This is a genomic window from Methanoregula sp. (assembly GCA_041645435.1).
GTDB lineage: Archaea > Halobacteriota > Methanomicrobia > Methanomicrobiales > Methanospirillaceae > Methanoregula.
In genome coordinates this window covers 49,380-65,616 of sequence record JBAZQB010000009.1, presented here as the reverse complement: position 1 = coordinate 65,616, position 16,237 = coordinate 49,380, and the positions used below count along the sequence as shown (strand labels likewise).

Below are 16,237 nucleotides of genomic sequence, written 5' to 3'. Positions count from 1 at the left end.
TGGAGATTCTCAATGCAACCCCGGAACTGAAGTCTCCGTTCTGGACCATGCGGACCATCCAGTTCAAGCCGATCACGGACGGCTGGATCATTCCCGCCGCCCCGCAGGAAGTTTTCCGGCAGGGAACGCAGAACCCGGTCCCCCTCATTGTTGGGAACAATGCCGCTGAAGGGATACCGCTCGCATTCGATACAAACATGACAGTCCCCGAGTACCGGCAGTATATCCGGGAACGTTTCGGAAAGAACGCCGACCAGATCCTTGCAGCGTACCCGGCCCGCACGCCCGCCGAAGTCCAGGCACAGACTGAACGGGTCATGACCGTGTACGACTTTGACCATGCCTCAAAACTCGTTGCCGGGTCCATGGCCGGGCTGAACCAGAGCACGTACCTGTACCGCTTCACGTATGCCCTTCCCGGCCAGCCCTATGGGGCATACCACGGCAGCGAGCTGTACTTCATCTTCCGGCATTTCCCCGGGGAACCGGACCCTGCGAGCAACAAGGTATCAGATACGATGATGGACTACTGGACACAATTTGCGAAAACCGGCAGCCCGAACGGCAAGACGAACGTGAACTGGCCGGAGTACGATACACGGACCGGCCAGTACCTTGATATCAATACTACGTCCCGTGTCGCAACCGCGTATTAAAGGGTGAGAGGGGAGCAGTACTCCCCTGTTCCCCGATACCGGACTTTGATACCGGACCCCGGACAGACGTCAGGTGAAGCTGCGGTCGTGATCCAGCTCATTTCGCCCGACAACTGCGTCCCTGGTCTGATTCCAAAAGAACATCGTGGCTATCGAAAAAATTTCTGTAACTCTCCTTTCTCCGAGATCAGAAATCTGTTTCTTTCTGACATCTTGATCGGGCTTTCCGGAAATTTTGCTCAACATGCCTTTCTGCCACTTAAAAACTGTGCCCTCATCCACCACACCCCTCTCCCCTCTCTCCCAATCAGCGCCGGTGGCGGTCCTCTGCTTCATCACCGGCTCCATATATAAAAAATTAAACCACGGAATAATAAACGATAATACATGGTAACTCATGGACGTCTGGAAGGCAAAGTCTGCCTGGTGACCGGCTCAACCTCCGGGATCGGTAGAGGTATCGCGGAACTCTTCGCCCGTGAAGGGGCAAGCGTCATCATTGCCGCACGCCGGGAAGAACAGGGCGCTGAGGTCGTGAACGGAATAACGGGCCAGGGTGGCATTGCATCATTTTTCCGGCTTGATGTATCCGATGAAGCATCCTGGCAGGGAATTATCGACTATACATTGAAAACCTACAAGAGGCTCGATGTGGTCGTGAACAATGCCGGCATCGGTTTTTTAAAGCCCATCCTTGAGACAACTATTCCCGAATGGCGCAATGTCATGGCCACTAATGTGGAGAGCGTTTTCCTTGGGGTAAAGACCGCGGTCCCGGCCATGAAACGAAACGGGAAACAGGGCGGGTCCATCATCAATATCTCCTCCAATATCGTCTATGTGCCAAGCGCGATGAATGGTGCTTATTGCACAAGCAAGGGCGCTGTGGCAGCCTTCTCCCATGTGGCTGCCGTTGAACTGGCAAAAGACAATATCCGCGTCAATGCGGTATTCCCCGGATTTGTAAGAACCGCAATCCTGGATGTGGCCTTCCAGAAGGCCGCGGAGGCCGGAAGAACCAAAGAGGAACTTCTTGCCCTGTTCGGGGAGTCCAATCTTGTCGGTCGCGTGGGAGAGCCTATTGATCTTGCCTATCCGGTCCTGTTCCTTGCATCTGATGAATCCGCTTTTGTCACCGGGTCTGACTTTGTCATTGATGGCGGCGAGGTCTGGAAACGGGGCGGGGCTGATGATGCCCTTGCACATGACGCCAAGAAAATATAATCCATCTCTTTTTTTTGATCGCCGGCCGGTGAAACGGTGCCTTGAGGGATTGGCCGGGTAATCTCCGGAACGGACGGGGGGGTTCTTGCAGGAAATTTCCCGTCCGGACTTTTCACGGAAAAATCCCGACCGGGTTTTTCTAAATTTTTTTTCGCTCTGTAGAAAACCTTTTTTATAATATATTGCCCCCCTCTTGCGCCACCAGTCCCCCGTTGGGGGACGGGCGCAGTGCGATAGCCCGAGTAAGGTTACAGGTAATACATCGTCATCGCAATGGGGGGTGCCCCAGTGGCGGGGGCGAAGCCCCCGAGAGCGATCAGAGTTTTCTAAATGAATTCTACAGAGCAAAAATTTTTAAGCAGACCGTTGCTAAAAAAAAATTTCACGTAGCTCCTTTTATAAATTTTTCACCCGGTCCATCATCCCTAGCGCCTCTCTCCCCTCTATAAGCACTTCCCACCCCCCCTCATCCGGCCACGTCACAGCCCCCGTCCCCTCAAATCGCCAAACCAAAGCCCAAACCTCCCCACGTACCGGAGAAGATCCCCCGACATCAGATAGATAACGCCTGGATATCTCGCATGAACAGGGGGTCCGGAAGGATGCGGGAAAACAGGAGTTCTTTTGGCCGTCTTCTCTCAAAGTCACCTGCACTCAAGGATTATCAGAGATCCTCAATCCAAACTGCACAGTAATGACCGGTCTCTTTCTCTTAAAAATGCTCCATTTCCGTATCAGGGATTATATTGCAGTTTCCTCAAAAGAACTGGCCGGAAAATTCTCTGAACCGGCCGGTTGGGTGCCGAAAGGATGCAATACGGTCTCGTACAGGGCCCGGTTTATGTGTGCTCTGTCGAATCAGGTTCCGCCATCACAATACACCTGTGTCGGCCCCAGGATTTCCCGGTACCTGCTCCGGCATGACTTCCGTGCAAGATAACAGAGGTGACAGGCATCTGCCACACCCACCGGGGGAGTATACGCAAGCACCCGGGCAAGCTGAGCCGGTCCACCCTCAAGCAGCGGTCCGCAGATCGGGTGCGATGACGGGGAATATGTCCGGACCAGTTCGTCCAGGGGATGTTTCCAGATGTTTCCTAGAGAGATCCCCTGGCAGATCTGGAGATTGCCAAATGCATCCACATGCATCCTTGAGGGGGTTTTTAGATCTTCGTAAGGACATCTCGTGAATTGTTGCCAGTCCGATGTAACGGCATACGTGCTCAGTTTTTCTGCCGCCCGACCCCGGAACATGATGCCTCCTCCGGTCACAACCCCCGTCTTCTCTTCCCGGGGAGTACCCTTTATCTCCGGACCCGATGCCCCGGGATCGAGTGCGAGGATCGTTGTCTGCATGCCCAGAGCTGTTGCCGCCTCAGAAGCACGACGGGCCGGATTATTCTTTCGGTTCTCGTAATGGAAGACATCATCGCTGATGCTCATATCTGCAATCCCGAGCTCTCCTAATGGCGCAAGGAAGAACCGGGCGTTCTCCTCGGATGTGGCAAAGTAGCCGTTCGTCACGATACCGACTTTATATCCCCGTTTCCTGGCTTGCCGGATACCATCAAGAAGCACGGGATAGAAGAGGAATGGTTCTCCCCCCTCAAAGTACACCGTGTCCACGGTTCCAAGTTTATCCGTTTGATCGAGTGCTGCAGCAATCTGTCCGGGTGTGAACGTGCCCTCAGAAGACGGGCTGCTGCAGACGAAACAGTGCTCGCATTCCAGTGTGCACATATATGTCAAAAGGAAATGGACCTGCGTTATCATGATAAAATCTCCGGGTTCTTTGTAATAAAATTACTACTGATTACTATAACATCATCCCCTCCCAGACTTCGTCACCGGACAAAACCCCTTTTTTCAGCACTTCACAATCCCCTTCATCCAGCTACGCCACGGAATCCGTCCCCTCAAGGTACCAAAACAAGCCCAACCCCCCGTTCCAGTGAAGAACCCACGATATCGGATCGAAAATTCCTGGATATTTCGCATGAACAGGGGGTCCGGAAGGATGCGTGAAATTTATTTCAGTGGGCGACGTGAGGATACTTCGGTTTTACCCTCAAAACTGGGGTTCCTTTCCCTTTCTCCCTGGTCCAGCCCATCCGGCTAGTGATCGCCCATCCAAAAGGCACCAATAGGGATCATTTTAGGGGCCATTTTATAGCGAATTTAGGTAAATGGGGCGGTTATATCGTGAATTTCTAAAAAGTGTATGCGAAATCCACAATTTTTCGTGAATAATTCGGGAAAAAGATCGTCCATTCCTCATCAGGCACCGTGAGTCTCCGTCGGAGATGTGAGTTTGGGGGAATGCAGGTCTCCCGGAGTCCCGGGCCGGAATGTCCGATCCTGAATCAGGGGTTCTTTTCCTCTTGACCGTCCTACCTCTCCAGCCCTCCTGAGTTTTGCCTCCTAAAAGTGTACATTAGTGTTTTATAGTCCGGTGCAAAATGCTCCGTTTTGCGTAAATCATGTGCAAAATGCGTTCCTGAAAAAAATGTGTAAAAATGTACGATTTTTTGCACATGTTCCGGAAAATCTTATAAGAATACTATACTGGAAAAAAGATCCCGGCAACGGCAGGCATCAGTCATTCCGGTAATCATTTTTATTTCAGGCATGAGTATCCTGCCGGATGAAATAGTTGTCAAGGTCGATCTCCACCCAGTCCTGGATACCGCGGGTCTTCATCCACAATGTGTTGTTTACCGGTTCAAAAACAACCTGGTATTCCGTCCTGTCCGGCCACGTAGCCCCGCCTTCATCAAAGGGAACATCCAGTATCTGCATCATCGTTTCAGGGGTTATCCGCCCCTTGTACAGATTGCCCAGCGCGAGCAGGTTGTCCCTTCTCTGCACGCTTTTGTCCTCAGCGTCAACGGGAAGTGTCAGCCCCCATGCAGGATTTACGAAATCATTGGTAGCGACAAGCAGCCCCGGCTCCTGCCCCCCCCTTCTTTTAATTTCAGGAACAGATGCCTCATACGACCAGGCCGCATCCGTGTCTGCCACCTGGACAACAAAGGCATAATTGGAGCGCGTAGTATTCATGGCAGCATCAAACTCCCTAAATCCCGGGTAATCCGTCAGGAACCGCGTCATTTCTACGGGGAGAAGGAGCCGGTCCGTACTGATAGTGCTGCCGCCGGATTTGGCCCCTTCGTTTGCCTCAAAGAATACCCCGTTTGCATTCATGCCGGTAAGTGAGGTGACCTGCCCGGGATAAACTACCAGTGCAACGGGGATATCGTCGGGCGGGTTATAGACGACCACATTGAGGTACGGGGAAAATTTCTTAAAGTCCGGCTCATGATCAAAATTTCTCCCCAGCACAAGGGGCCTGCCCCCGGTATAATTGCCCCAGGCTGCAATGGCTGAACAGGATGGCCCTTCGTCTATCTCTATTTCCTGGATTACGAGCAGCTGCTCAAGGATGGCTTCCTTCTCAGGTGGCAGTCCCGAAGTCTCGCTTATCCCGGCCATCAGTGCCCTGAATTTTTCGGGATACTTGTCACACGCCATTCCGGAAAAGACCCTGAGCGTATCGTAATCAATCCCCTTGTCCCTGGTGAAGTGTTCATCGATGGCAAACGTATAAAATTCCCGGATCTCGTCTTTTAACAATCCGCCGTACTGCCTGCCCATTTCCTTATAACTGCCGCTTAGCTGCAGTACGCTTATATTGCCTGCCTTGTACAGCTTTCCGCCTTCAAATTCTCTCTGCGGACGTACGTCTTTCTCTGGATTTATGCCGTGACCGATGATGAATGCAATTAACAGACTGGCAAGTAATATCCCGATTATCAGTATCAAATATACTTTTGATCTATCATTCACAGGTCTCATTCATCCTTCATGAAAAATAAAATTTTGTATAAGGATTGATCTCCGGATTATTGCCTGATGAGGTGGATATCCGAAACGGCTTTTTCCTTACCTTACCTTTAGCGATATCCGGACCTGTTTTTATAGTTTTATCCTTGAGACCGGCTGAGCCCCGTCCCGTACGTACTATGCCTATGCCCGCACCCCCCTCCATCCGGCCCCGTCACAGCCCCCGTCCCCTAAAAAAACAAAAACAAAGCCCAACCCGCCCCCCGTTCAAGTGAAGACCCCCCGATATCTGATAGAAAACTCCCGGATATTTCGCATGCACAGGGGTCTGGAAGGATGCGTGAAATTCACGTCTATACACGCCGGAAAATTTCCGGTTCCGAGCCCCAAAACAGGGGTTCTTTTCATTTTCCACCAACTCCCCTTCATCCGGCAAGCGATCGGCCATCCAAAAGGCACCAATAGGGATCATTTTAGGGGCTGTTTTGTGCTGAATTTGGGTAAACGGGGCGATTATGTCGGGAATTGCTAAAAAGTGTTTTAAATTGCGTCATTTTTCACGAATAATTCGGGAAAATGTTAGTCCATTCCTTATCAGGCACCATGAGTCTCCGTCGGAGATGTGTATGTGGGAGAGTACAGGTCTCCCGGAGTCCCGGGCCGGAATGTCCGATCCCCAAAAGAGGGGTTCTTTTCCCTTTGACCGTACTACCTATCCAGACAAAAAAGGGGGCTGCTGTAAGCCCGCTAAATTGCAGGGTCGAAATCCCCGCAAATCAACCTAAATGGGAAAACACTCATTAAAATGCGTATTTTTTCTGAGCGTGGACCCCATTTTCATATCCCCAGAAAACACCTTTGTCCGTTTGCCAAAAGGGGCGTTATACGGGATTATTTGGGATACCGTCCTGCCTCTGTTTGCATTACTTAAGTCCCGGAATGTTATTGGGAGAAACCGGCCAAATGGTCCACACGCACCAGGCCCGACTTCATAGCTGCAAGATATATCCGGACGGCCCTGAGCCGTACACAAACCCTATAATAATTCCCAACAAAGATCCCGTAAGCCAACAAGAGATCTCAATCATGGGCAAGTCAACCGGGTGCATCGATGAGAATACGGTCATCAGACCGGCAGGCAGGATCCCGCTGACCAGAAAAGCCCCTATCCGAAAAACCCTCAAAAATGATCTCTCCTTTAAACCCATGCATCTGAAGAAAAAACTTGCATCGTCTCACATCAGTTCTTTCCGGGAAGATCTCCATGACCCCGCCATGATCAGGGAACGCCGGAACGAAGACACCATTAATATCGCAGAAGTAAAAACAAGTTTGAGTAATCCCACAAAGCACAAACAGGTGGATATGATACATACAACATCCCCCCGGCAGACCGAGATTGAGGAGATCGTCAACCGGATCGTAGATGCTGCACATCCTGAACAGGTCCTCCTCTTTGGTTCCACCGCGAGGGGTACGACCGGGCCACACAGTGACCTTGACTTTCTCGTGATAAAGGCCGGCAGGTACAACCCACGAAAAGTCGCGGGGATAATCTACCAGCGGATGCGGGGAATTGCCCGGTCGATGGATCTTGTCATCGTCACGCCAAAGCAACTCGAGGAATGTAAAAATTCCCCCTTCAGTGTCGTCTATCCCGCAGTACGGGAAGGCAGGGTCGTCTATGAAAGGAAATAAACGATCGCCTGATAACCCGGCAGAATGGATCTCCCGGGCAAAAAGTTCCCTTACCCTCTCCTCCACAAAAACGCACGGGGTTCTTTACGAAGATCTCTGCTTCCAGGTCCAGCAGGCAGCAGAAAAAGCGCTCAAGGCCGTTTTTGTTGCACGGAAAATCCCGTACCCGTACACTCATGATATCAACGCTCTCCTCTCGGGACTGGAACAGCATGGGATTGCAATTCCTGAACCGCTGTGGCTTGCGGTCACGCTTACTTCGTATGCTTCCGATACGCGGTACCCGGGAACCACGTCACCGGTAACCAAAGAGGAGTATACCGTGGCGGTCCGGCTCGCGCATGATGTTCTGTTGTGGGCGGAAGGACAGGTCGACTGATTACCCAGGTTACGGATATTTCCCGGCTGGACCCAGAACGAAAAATTTCTGACAGGATTTTTGCTGAAAAATGTTGACGGGATCTCGCGTGATGCATTTCGGCTGGCCCCTACAAAAAAATAATTTCCCGCAATCCCAAAAACCAAACCCCCCTCATTGTCGTATAAAATCCACACATCCTATTTTATCGGAAAAACCATTCGTTGCAGAGAAAAATAATTAGTCTCAGTGACACAAGATCGTGTCGTGACCCGGATCCCGGTAAAGATCGTGCCTGTTGACGATGTGACGCTTGCGTACAGCGAACTTGGATCCGGGGATCCGGTTGTTTTCATCAACGGATTGGGGTCAACGATGGACATGTGGAACCCTCCCGTTCTTGAAAAAATCTCCCGGCATTTCCGGGTCATCATCTTTGATAACCGGGGTACAGGATATTCCGGCGGATCGGAGACATCGTTCTCCATCCCCGTACTTGCCCACGATACGGCAACGCTGATGGATGCTCTTGGCATCTCCCCGGCAAGTATCATCGGTTTTTCCATGGGAGCTTCTGTTGCACAGGAACTTGCGCTTAGTTTTCCGGCAAAAGTGACCCGGCTCATCCTGGTCTCCGGTGACTGCGGTGGATCCGAATCGATAAAGATGCAGCCGGAGATCTTAACCCGGCTCATGGATAAAAGCGGGACGGTGCAGGATATAATCAACCGGATGTTTTCCCTCATCTTCCCATCATCGTGGCTTGCTCTTCATGATCCTCTCCGCTATTGTCCGGAAGTATATGAGCCGGTGCCGGGAAATGAGGTTGTAGCACGCCAGGTAGATGCTTTCTTTACATGGACGGGATCATTCTCCCGCCTTGGGGAAGTTTGTCTTCCAACACTTGTTGTCACCGGGACCGATGATGTGATAGTCCCCCCTATAAATTCCCGTATCATCAGCGGGAGGATTTACGGTGCAGAGCTTGTCGAGATCCCCGGTGCCGGGCACGGGCTGATGTACCAGTTCCCGGGCCGGTTCGGTGACCGTGTGCTGGAATTTCTTAATCGCTGATATTATCAGATCAACCCCTGCCTCCCGCTGTTGGCAAGTGGCAAAAAACGTCCCGCCTCCCTTACTCACACCGCCAAACCCCCCATTTCCAAGCATTTCACCCCCTCATCCGACCCCGTCACGGCCTCCGTCCCCTCAAGGTACCAAAACAAAGCCCAAAATGTCCTCCGTTCCGGTAAAGATTATCTTCTGTCCGGGCGAAAACTCCGCGGCCCGAGATAGGTTCCCCGGATTTCAGGATTCAGACTGAAAAAAAAGAGAACAGGAATCAGTTCTGTTGCCGGGTGAGATGAAAAGCCCGGGCTGCTGCATCGTTGCCGTCCTGAAGGTATACTATTGCAATCTCATTTGGTCCGATAATTTCACCGAAGAGATAGCCCCCTTCGTGTTCGGCAATGTAGATCTTCTTTCCATCATCAGAAAAGACACCGGATATATTCTCGTAATTCGCAGTCCCGTTCTTTGAATAATCCTTTGTACCGGTAAAAGCCTGTCCCTGTTGTTCCGTGATGGTGAACTGTGTCGTATTTGCTATGAAGAACCCGCTGTCTTTCTTATGCCCGATTGCTGCTCCGGTCGTTGTCCAGACTCCGACAAGGTTGGGAAAGGCTGTCCGTTGTGTGACCCCTGGGGAGAGCGATGTTGCGGTGCTGATAGCAGCTGCGGCCGGGGTGGAAGCGGGAGATGCCGCAGGGGTAGTCCCCGTACAACCCGCTGTTACAACGACAATAATAGTCAGAACCACTGAAAAAACGACAAAATACTGTTTAGCAGAATGCATGCTGCTGATCTCAAATTTTGAGCCATAAATGTATTGCTTTTTTATATTCTGTTGCATCTTCGGAACGTTTAAAGAATCAATATTGATAGGTAACGACGAGGTCATTTCTATTCAGTCCCGTTAATGCAACAGCGCCCGCCCCCTTTCGGGTGCGCCCCCGCGGCGGTTCATTGACAGGTTTACCGTAATCCATTTTTAATAAGAGTGATATCATGCAACGCTTAGGTATCTTTGCTGCCAGTGAGATCGTAGCCGATCTTGTGACACAACAAAAAAATTCCGGAAAAGTTACGGCCGGGAAATTGTTCTCCATGATACAGGTTCTCCCGCACCGGGGCCTGACAAAAAATTTATTTTACACGGGAAATCCCGGTTCACAGAATCCACACCCAGGCGTCTCGCCCTGGCATGATATACTGCAGTCATTAAAATTGGTATTACATTCGTCAATGATCTGCTTAGGATTGCATGGCCGGCATCCCGTCCATGTATGCCAGCAGGTCCCCACTCGTACCCAGCCACACCCCCCCATAAAATACCTGCAGGCCATAGCAGGGTCCTGCTTGCAGTCGTAACAGTAAAATTTAAAATCAGGACAGCTGTCAATGATAACCGTAACCCTGCCAAACGACTTTTGAATCGCCGGATCATTCATCTGTTTGAGGTGACTGAGTCCCTTTCCCTGATACGATTCCAGGACCATTGCATCGTACGTGAGCATCTCCTTCTCCGGGACATATACTGGATTTGTGAGAGTGACGAGCAGGGTGTCTTCCTGCTTTTGGGCATCAGGAATTATGATAGCAGCGTTCGGGGGATTTTCCGGGCCCCACACGAACGTATCCAGGAAACTGTTCATCGGGACAAAGCCTGCATCCCGCACCGGGCGATCACTGATATAGAACGTGTACGGCGTGACGTTGTGCAGGGTCAATGTATAATTTCCAAAAAGAGCGGGAACAAATGTCCCGTCAGACCCTTCCTGGATAAAAATATAGGATGTGGAGGTTTCATTGGAAGCAGTCTCCCCTGCGGTTGCTGGTGCAGGAGTCACCGTAGGGATATTTCCCGTCGGCTGATGCAGGTTCAGTGCCCCGATACCGTAGAGCACACCAAGAACAATGACTACTGTTGCAGCCACTGCAAGCAAAATCCGGAAAGGTTCAGACATTAAACCATAATCATTGTACCATATATTAAATATTGTGAAATTGGAAAAATTACCCGATTTACACATCCAAATGGAGTTTCAACAAAAACCGGCCCATGGAAAAATGTGTTCCATAAAAGTTGCATTCCTCCCGGTTCCGGTTCTCTTTAAAATTTTTAAGATTTTTGTCAACCGTCTGTTCCTGTTTTGGTAATCCCGGTTAGATCCAGAACTGCACAGTCCGGTATAATACCGGATGCAAAGTTGCCTGAACGCTCTTATTGTATTACGGGACTTACTTTTATCGATCCCGCAGACACTCACCGTTGGATCATATGAATAAAAAAGAATTTAATTCCTGACGGGTTCTCCCCAGAAAAGGAAGGCCATGATGAACGGGACGAGGATATAGATGCTGAGAGTGAACGGGATGTGAAAGAGAGCAAGTATAATCCCGATAAACGAGAGTGCGGGGAAGACAGCGGACCAGAGGATTTCGCGGGAGATATGTGAAAGACTCAGGCCAGGAACAAGATTCCTGCACCTGTTCCGGATGTAGACCCACTGGATAAGGGCAATCAGACCGATAATGAAGATATTGAATTCAAAGAGGATTGCCCCGACATGATCGAAAGGATAGTCGCCGGCAACATTTGTTGAGAACGGGAGAAGACAGACGAACGCGAGACTGGCCATGTTGAGGCAGAGGAGCGGGCGATCGAGACCGATAAGAGATCGGAACCGCTGGTGCTCGAAATACCAGAGGATGGCAAGGAGGATGAAGGCGATGAAGTAATGGATCAGGTCCGGAAGGTCTGCCATGATGATTGCAAAAACCGGAGCGGCTTCTTTGGCATGCTCGTACTTTGAGGGTATATTGATCGTAATGACGAGCAGGGTCATGGCAAACGCGTAGATCGAATCGATCAGGACACTGATGCGGTCGAGCGGAATGCGGCGCTGGGAGATAGCAGGGTCATCTGTCATGGATCTTCCTTGATTACGGAAAATTGGCCGTGACAGGGAAAAAGGTAACGGATTTTAATCAGGAGAACACAATCAGCGGGAGTCTATTTTCCGTATGATGACCATCCCGATTCCCAGTGCCATGACGATGATAATTACAGCAACAGGCATGCCGGGAGAAGACCCGGCCGGTCTTCCGGCAGGGGGGGTTCCTGTGGGATTCATTTCCGGAAGGCTGGCTGGTCGTTTCAGGGGGAATGTGATTGAATCTGCAACAACCGGCGGGTTGTGAACTTCTGGTGTCTCATTTGAATCGTCCACTTTTACTGAAGCGACAAAAATTTCCTGTGCAGTCGCCGTATTATTTGCCGGATCAACAAAGACCTTAAGATACCCGAGCTGCCTTGTTTCTCCGAACTGGTACTCTGCCGGAGTGGGTTCCCCACTGGTCAGGTCCCCAAATCTGCCCCCGGCATTACCGACAATGAAATAGGGGATCCCCATGACTGAATATCTCTGGTAATTATGGGTATGCCCAGCGAAATTTGCGCTGATATTATAGGTATGGTACAGGGTTTCCCATGACTGAAGATGAGGATTACTGGTAGTATTGTAATAATCCCAGATTGGGTGGTGATGAATCGTGAATGTTCCTGCGAGATTATTGTCCAGCTGTTCCCTGAGCCAGGATTCCTGGCTCATTGCAAGGGAAAGGGAAGTCTGCGGGTCATCTCCATCAGCAGTTTTTGGGTCCGGAGTATCAAGAATAATAAACCTGACCCCGGCACAGTCAAAGGAATAGTTCAGGGGCATCTCATATGACTGATGGAACTGGTCGGCTGCTGCAGGTGGGTTGTCCCCCCCGCTGGCATTATGATATTCATGGTTTCCGATGGTGGGAAAGATGGCAGCATTCGCGAGCATCCCGTCGGCCACCTGGAAATATTTGCCCCATAACGACCCGTTATCATGCCCGGCATAATCCCCCCCGTGGAGGATAAAGAGCACGTCCGGCTCAAGTGCTACGGCATCTGCCACGTACCTGAACCGTTTCTCCTCAGTATAATTATGACCTTCCTGTGAATCACTGATGACAATAAAGGTAAACGGTCCGCTGACCGGCATGGTGCGGAACATGCGGGTGCCGAATACGTTCTCCTGGCCCGAAGGGATTACATGGTACTGGTAGTTGGTACCGGGTTCGAGCCCGCTGAGTGACACATGGTGATACTGGGAAACTGCGGAGTCGGTAATTTTACGGTCGAATTTATGATTCCGGGAGTAATAATCTGCCGTGGTGTATTCTACGATCCCGGCTCCCGCCGGTTCCTGCTCCCAGTTGATGGTTGCCCCGGACGTTGTTGTTTTTGTCACCCACGGGGCCCGGTAATCCTCCCCTGGTTCTGCGGCGAAGACGGGAATACTGCAGAAGAGACCGATAAGCATCAGTACCAGTGCATACCAGCAAAGCTTCCCGTTCATGATCTTTCAGACCGGCTTTTGGGTTACGATATGAAAAAGGTTAGGAATCAATACGTGACCGGGATGGGGGAACAAGGGGGTAATCTGCGGGTGGTCAGGGTTCCTCGTCATGCCTGCATTCCCTGCTTATTGTCTGAGGGGAAATAAAATAAACCGGGGATGAGAAATACCCGGGGTATTGTGCCCCTTTTTTATGCAAACCCGAATGGATTTTAAGGCACAGGTCAAATCCTGAACTGATACAGGACATCCGATGCCAGAAGCAGCGCAACCAAAACCCCGGCGTGCTTTGCATGTGCAGATGCACTATGATCCAACCAGGCTTGGTGATACGTACTACGTCTTGCATAATACTGACACCTGTACCTATCTCGAAATCGACCCGCAGAATTATTTCCTGTGGGAGCTGATGGACGGTGAGCATACCCTCACCGACCTCGCGATGGCATACTATGCCAGATATGGATCATTCCCGTTCGAGCGGCTGGATACCCTCATCCTCCAGCTTGAAAAGAATGGTTTAATTGAGAACTCCCCTTCCTGCCCCCCTCCCGTGCAGGCGACCGGCTTTGCATCGCATCTCCAGCATATAGCAGACGCTACGTTTCAGCGTGAGTTTGACTGGCGCAAGGCCGATGCATTTTTTACCCGGTTCTATCGCTGCATCGGCCGGGCCTTTTTCACGCGGGTCGCCCTCATTGCGTTTTTCCTCCTGTCAGTCACCGGATTCGCGTGCTTTGTCCTCCTGGAACCATCAGACACATTCCAGTTGTTCGCCTTCAATGAGTCGTACGGCCAGGGCCTGATCGTTCTGATTATCGCAAACTGGATCGTGTTGTTCTGGCACGAATCGGGTCATGGCCTTACCTGCAAATCATTCGGGAGACGGATCCACAAAGCCGGGATCATGTTCTACTATGGCATGCCTGCATTCTTTGTCGATGTCAGCGATATGTGGATGTCGGGGCGCATACCGCGAATCATGGTCTCACTTGCAGGACCGGTGGTGAATGTGATCATTGGAGGCGTAATTGCAATTCTCGTCATTATGCTTCCACCTACCGCGTGGACGAGAGCGTTGTTCCAGGCCGCATATGTAGCGTACCTCGGTGCACTCCTGAACCTGAATCCCCTGCTGGAACTGGATGGCTACTATATTCTGATGGATTGGCTTGAGATACCGCAATTACGCCAGAAATCATTTGAATTCTTACGCACCGGCTTAATCCCGAAGATCCGGACGCGGAGCAGGTTCACCCGGGAGGAGATCATCTACAGCTTCTATAGTATTCTTTCCATAGTTTTCACGGTCCTGATAGTGATGCTTGTCCTGTATATCTGGGAACATGAACTCAAATGGATGGTTGATAGTCTGATCACGGGGCAGGAAATACTGGCGGTAGTGCTGCTCGCAGGACTGACAATCCTCGCAGGTACGTCACTGGTGCTGGGGCTTACCGCACACATTATCCTGTTTGCGGGCCGTGTACGCAACCGGTTTCGTTCCTTAATGAAAGGAGGAGATCATAACCAATGAATACTCAAATATCTTTAAATAATGTTCAATACTCTATTCAATACAGAGGAGAAATCAATGGCAACCGAGAAAGAGATGCACGAACTGGTCGGACGGGCAGTGATGAATGTCGCGTTTCGCAAAAAACTGGTAGCCGATCCGAAAGCGGCAGCAAAAGAGGCCGGGATTACCCTGACCGGGGAGCAACTGTCAGTCCTGAAATCCGCAGAAGGCAAAGGACTCGCTGCTGTATTAGAAGAGCGGCTCCCGAAATCCCCCGGGCCCCTTTAGAGGAGATCGTACGCACTACAGACTAAAAGACATATCTTAATCTTTTCAAATTCAGGTCGAATTTCTTAACACATTCTCAAATACACTCGTCACATTTGCCCGATTATCCATCAATGGAATCGATATTCCCTGGAATTCAAACATGATTGAACGACTCATGGGTGAGATTTCAAAACGTGTGAAGCACAAATGGATGCGATGAACTACTCGTGGACTGGAAGTGATTTTGAGATTAATCCTCGTACGATATACCGGCCCCTGGCATTACCGGGCATTTCGTAACGAAAAGATGGGACGCCACTATGTCTCTAAAATGACAGTTCTGCTGTCAATAACTATTGAAAGTCTTTGAAATCTGTCGTATAATTGAGTGTGATGACACGCGTAGTGGAAACTTCGCCACTCACCCAGATTTAGGATGCTTCCGCCACCCCCGAAGGGACACCCCCGCGGCGGCTACTTAACCGGTTTCGTTGTTGGGTTTGCGGTAATCCGTTTTCGATAAGATTGATATCATGGAACGCTTAGGTATCTTTGCTATCAATGAGAACTTAGCCGATCTTGTGACACAACCAATATCTTTAAATAATGTTCAATACTGTATGCAAAAGGGGGAGATGTCAATGGCAACCGAGAAAGAGATGCACGAACTGGTCGGACGGGCAGTGATGGATGTCGCGTTTCGCAGGAAACTGGTAGCCGATCCGAAAGCAGCCGCAAAAGAGGCAGGGATTCTACTGACAGAGGAGCAACTCGTAGTGTTGAAATCCGCAGAAGGCAAAGGACTCGCTGCCGTATTGGAAGAGCGGCTCCCGAAAACCATCGGGTATCCGATTGTGTGAAAGAACGATAGGAACATACAAAGCGACCCGGGTTCATCTGATTGACTTATCAAAAAGTCCTGTGCTGACGGCAACCGGAAATAAGATGTAAGAACCGGTTGGGCGTAACCGGAGCAGACAACGAGTATCGCAGAAAAATCGTTGTTGTTCCGGACGAAGCATACCCACAACAGGTGAACAACGTGTGGCGCTGAAATCCGGAAAAAAGGGCAAAAACCCGCTGCGGTATTGGAATTGCAACTCCTAAATTAGGGTTTGAATTCCTAAATGGTGGTTCATTGGATCAAACATTACCCTTGGATCGGTACGACGTGCGAATATTTTCACTCACCACTTTGATTCCGCCAGAACGAGAT

Annotated in this window: 15 protein-coding genes and 1 pseudogene; 9 read left to right on the top strand and 7 right to left on the bottom strand. The window is 50.5% G+C overall.

The window, feature by feature from the left end; translation table 11 throughout:
- The coding region (locus WC593_14745) for a carboxylesterase family protein (protein MFA4826407.1) at positions 1–656 on the top strand (656 nt) is incomplete at its 5' end.
- A gap of 69 nt (positions 657–725) precedes the next feature.
- On the opposite strand, the gene WC593_14740 is transcribed toward WC593_14745, so the two are convergent.
- Entirely contained in the window at positions 726–992 is a 267-nt protein-coding gene (locus WC593_14740; protein ID MFA4826406.1) for a hypothetical protein, read from the bottom strand.
- Between the two features lie 51 nt (positions 993–1,043).
- Between WC593_14740 and WC593_14735 the strand changes: the two genes are divergently transcribed.
- On the top strand, positions 1,044–1,880 hold the full coding sequence (locus WC593_14735) for a glucose 1-dehydrogenase (protein MFA4826405.1): 837 nt from the start codon (positions 1,044–1,046) through the stop codon (positions 1,878–1,880).
- 858 nt (positions 1,881–2,738) lie between these two features.
- Here WC593_14735 and WC593_14730 read toward each other — a convergent pair.
- Together WC593_14730 and WC593_14725 are read right to left on the bottom strand one after the other, a co-directional pair.
- Complete coding sequence (locus tag WC593_14730) at positions 2,739–3,653, bottom strand: radical SAM protein (protein ID MFA4826404.1); 915 nt, start codon at positions 3,651–3,653, stop codon at positions 2,739–2,741.
- A gap of 849 nt (positions 3,654–4,502) precedes the next feature.
- Positions 4,503–5,726, bottom strand: a complete 1,224-nt coding sequence (locus tag WC593_14725; protein ID MFA4826403.1) for a C45 family peptidase — start codon at positions 5,724–5,726, stop codon at positions 4,503–4,505.
- A 1,083-nt stretch (positions 5,727–6,809) separates the two neighbouring features.
- Here WC593_14725 and WC593_14720 point away from each other — a divergent pair.
- The 3 genes from WC593_14720 to WC593_14710 all read left to right on the top strand — a co-directional run bounded on the left by WC593_14720 (position 6,810) and on the right by WC593_14710 (position 8,853).
- On the top strand, positions 6,810–7,421 hold the full coding sequence (locus WC593_14720; protein MFA4826402.1) for a nucleotidyltransferase domain-containing protein: 612 nt from the start codon (positions 6,810–6,812) through the stop codon (positions 7,419–7,421).
- Entirely contained in the window at positions 7,408–7,800 is a 393-nt protein-coding gene (locus WC593_14715) for a HEPN domain-containing protein (protein ID MFA4826401.1), read from the top strand. Before WC593_14720 ends, WC593_14715 begins: the two co-directional genes overlap by 14 nt.
- 228 nt (positions 7,801–8,028) lie before the next feature.
- Complete coding sequence (locus WC593_14710; protein MFA4826400.1) at positions 8,029–8,853, top strand: alpha/beta hydrolase; 825 nt, start codon at positions 8,029–8,031, stop codon at positions 8,851–8,853.
- Between the two features lie 268 nt (positions 8,854–9,121).
- On the opposite strand, the gene WC593_14705 is transcribed toward WC593_14710, so the two are convergent.
- The 4 genes from WC593_14705 to WC593_14690 all read right to left on the bottom strand — a co-directional run bounded on the left by WC593_14705 (position 9,122) and on the right by WC593_14690 (position 13,232).
- On the bottom strand, positions 9,122–9,634 hold the full coding sequence (locus tag WC593_14705) for a hypothetical protein (protein ID MFA4826399.1): 513 nt from the start codon (positions 9,632–9,634) through the stop codon (positions 9,122–9,124).
- 355 nt (positions 9,635–9,989) lie between these two features.
- On the bottom strand, positions 9,990–10,805 hold the full coding sequence (locus WC593_14700) for a hypothetical protein (GenBank protein MFA4826398.1): 816 nt from the start codon (positions 10,803–10,805) through the stop codon (positions 9,990–9,992).
- A 330-nt stretch (positions 10,806–11,135) separates the two neighbouring features.
- Positions 11,136–11,771, bottom strand: a complete 636-nt coding sequence (locus tag WC593_14695) for a TMEM175 family protein (protein MFA4826397.1) — start codon at positions 11,769–11,771, stop codon at positions 11,136–11,138.
- A 72-nt stretch (positions 11,772–11,843) separates the two neighbouring features.
- Positions 11,844–13,232, bottom strand: a complete 1,389-nt coding sequence (locus WC593_14690) for a metallophosphoesterase (protein MFA4826396.1) — start codon at positions 13,230–13,232, stop codon at positions 11,844–11,846.
- 253 nt (positions 13,233–13,485) lie between these two features.
- On the opposite strand from WC593_14690, the gene WC593_14685 reads away from it, so the two are divergent.
- From WC593_14685 to WC593_14670, 4 genes and pseudogenes are all read left to right on the top strand, one after another.
- Complete coding sequence (locus WC593_14685) at positions 13,486–14,769, top strand: hypothetical protein (protein ID MFA4826395.1); 1,284 nt, start codon at positions 13,486–13,488, stop codon at positions 14,767–14,769.
- Positions 14,770–14,826: 57 nt separating this feature from the next.
- Complete coding sequence (locus WC593_14680) at positions 14,827–15,039, top strand: Os1348 family NHLP clan protein (protein ID MFA4826394.1); 213 nt, start codon at positions 14,827–14,829, stop codon at positions 15,037–15,039.
- 61 nt (positions 15,040–15,100) lie between these two features.
- A pseudogene (locus WC593_14675) lies at positions 15,101–15,391 on the top strand (ISH6 family transposase).
- A gap of 271 nt (positions 15,392–15,662) precedes the next feature.
- Positions 15,663–15,881, top strand: a complete 219-nt coding sequence (locus WC593_14670; GenBank protein ID MFA4826393.1) for an Os1348 family NHLP clan protein — start codon at positions 15,663–15,665, stop codon at positions 15,879–15,881.
- Positions 15,882–16,237 lie beyond the last annotated feature (356 nt).

Excerpts from the sequence above, each read along its gene's own strand:
- WC593_14700 (MFA4826398.1), bottom strand. The coding sequence starts at position 10,805 with ATGTCTGAACCTTTCCGGATTTTGCTTGCAGTGGCTGCAACAGTAGTC.
- WC593_14695 (MFA4826397.1), bottom strand. The coding sequence starts at position 11,771 with ATGACAGATGACCCTGCTATCTCCCAGCGCCGCATTCCGCTCGACCGC.
- WC593_14680 (MFA4826394.1), top strand. The coding sequence starts at position 14,827 with ATGGCAACCGAGAAAGAGATGCACGAACTGGTCGGACGGGCAGTGATG.
- WC593_14730 (MFA4826404.1), bottom strand. The coding sequence starts at position 3,653 with ATGATAACGCAGGTCCATTTCCTTTTGACATATATGTGCACACTGGAA.
- WC593_14705 (MFA4826399.1), bottom strand. The coding sequence starts at position 9,634 with ATGCATTCTGCTAAACAGTATTTTGTCGTTTTTTCAGTGGTTCTGACT.
- WC593_14685 (MFA4826395.1), top strand. The coding sequence starts at position 13,486 with ATGCCAGAAGCAGCGCAACCAAAACCCCGGCGTGCTTTGCATGTGCAG.
- WC593_14720 (MFA4826402.1), top strand. The coding sequence starts at position 6,810 with ATGGGCAAGTCAACCGGGTGCATCGATGAGAATACGGTCATCAGACCG.
- WC593_14690 (MFA4826396.1), bottom strand. The coding sequence starts at position 13,232 with ATGAACGGGAAGCTTTGCTGGTATGCACTGGTACTGATGCTTATCGGT.
- WC593_14670 (MFA4826393.1), top strand. The coding sequence starts at position 15,663 with ATGGCAACCGAGAAAGAGATGCACGAACTGGTCGGACGGGCAGTGATG.
- WC593_14740 (MFA4826406.1), bottom strand. The coding sequence starts at position 992 with ATGAAGCAGAGGACCGCCACCGGCGCTGATTGGGAGAGAGGGGAGAGG.
- WC593_14715 (MFA4826401.1), top strand. The coding sequence starts at position 7,408 with ATGAAAGGAAATAAACGATCGCCTGATAACCCGGCAGAATGGATCTCC.
- WC593_14735 (MFA4826405.1), top strand. The coding sequence starts at position 1,044 with ATGGTAACTCATGGACGTCTGGAAGGCAAAGTCTGCCTGGTGACCGGC.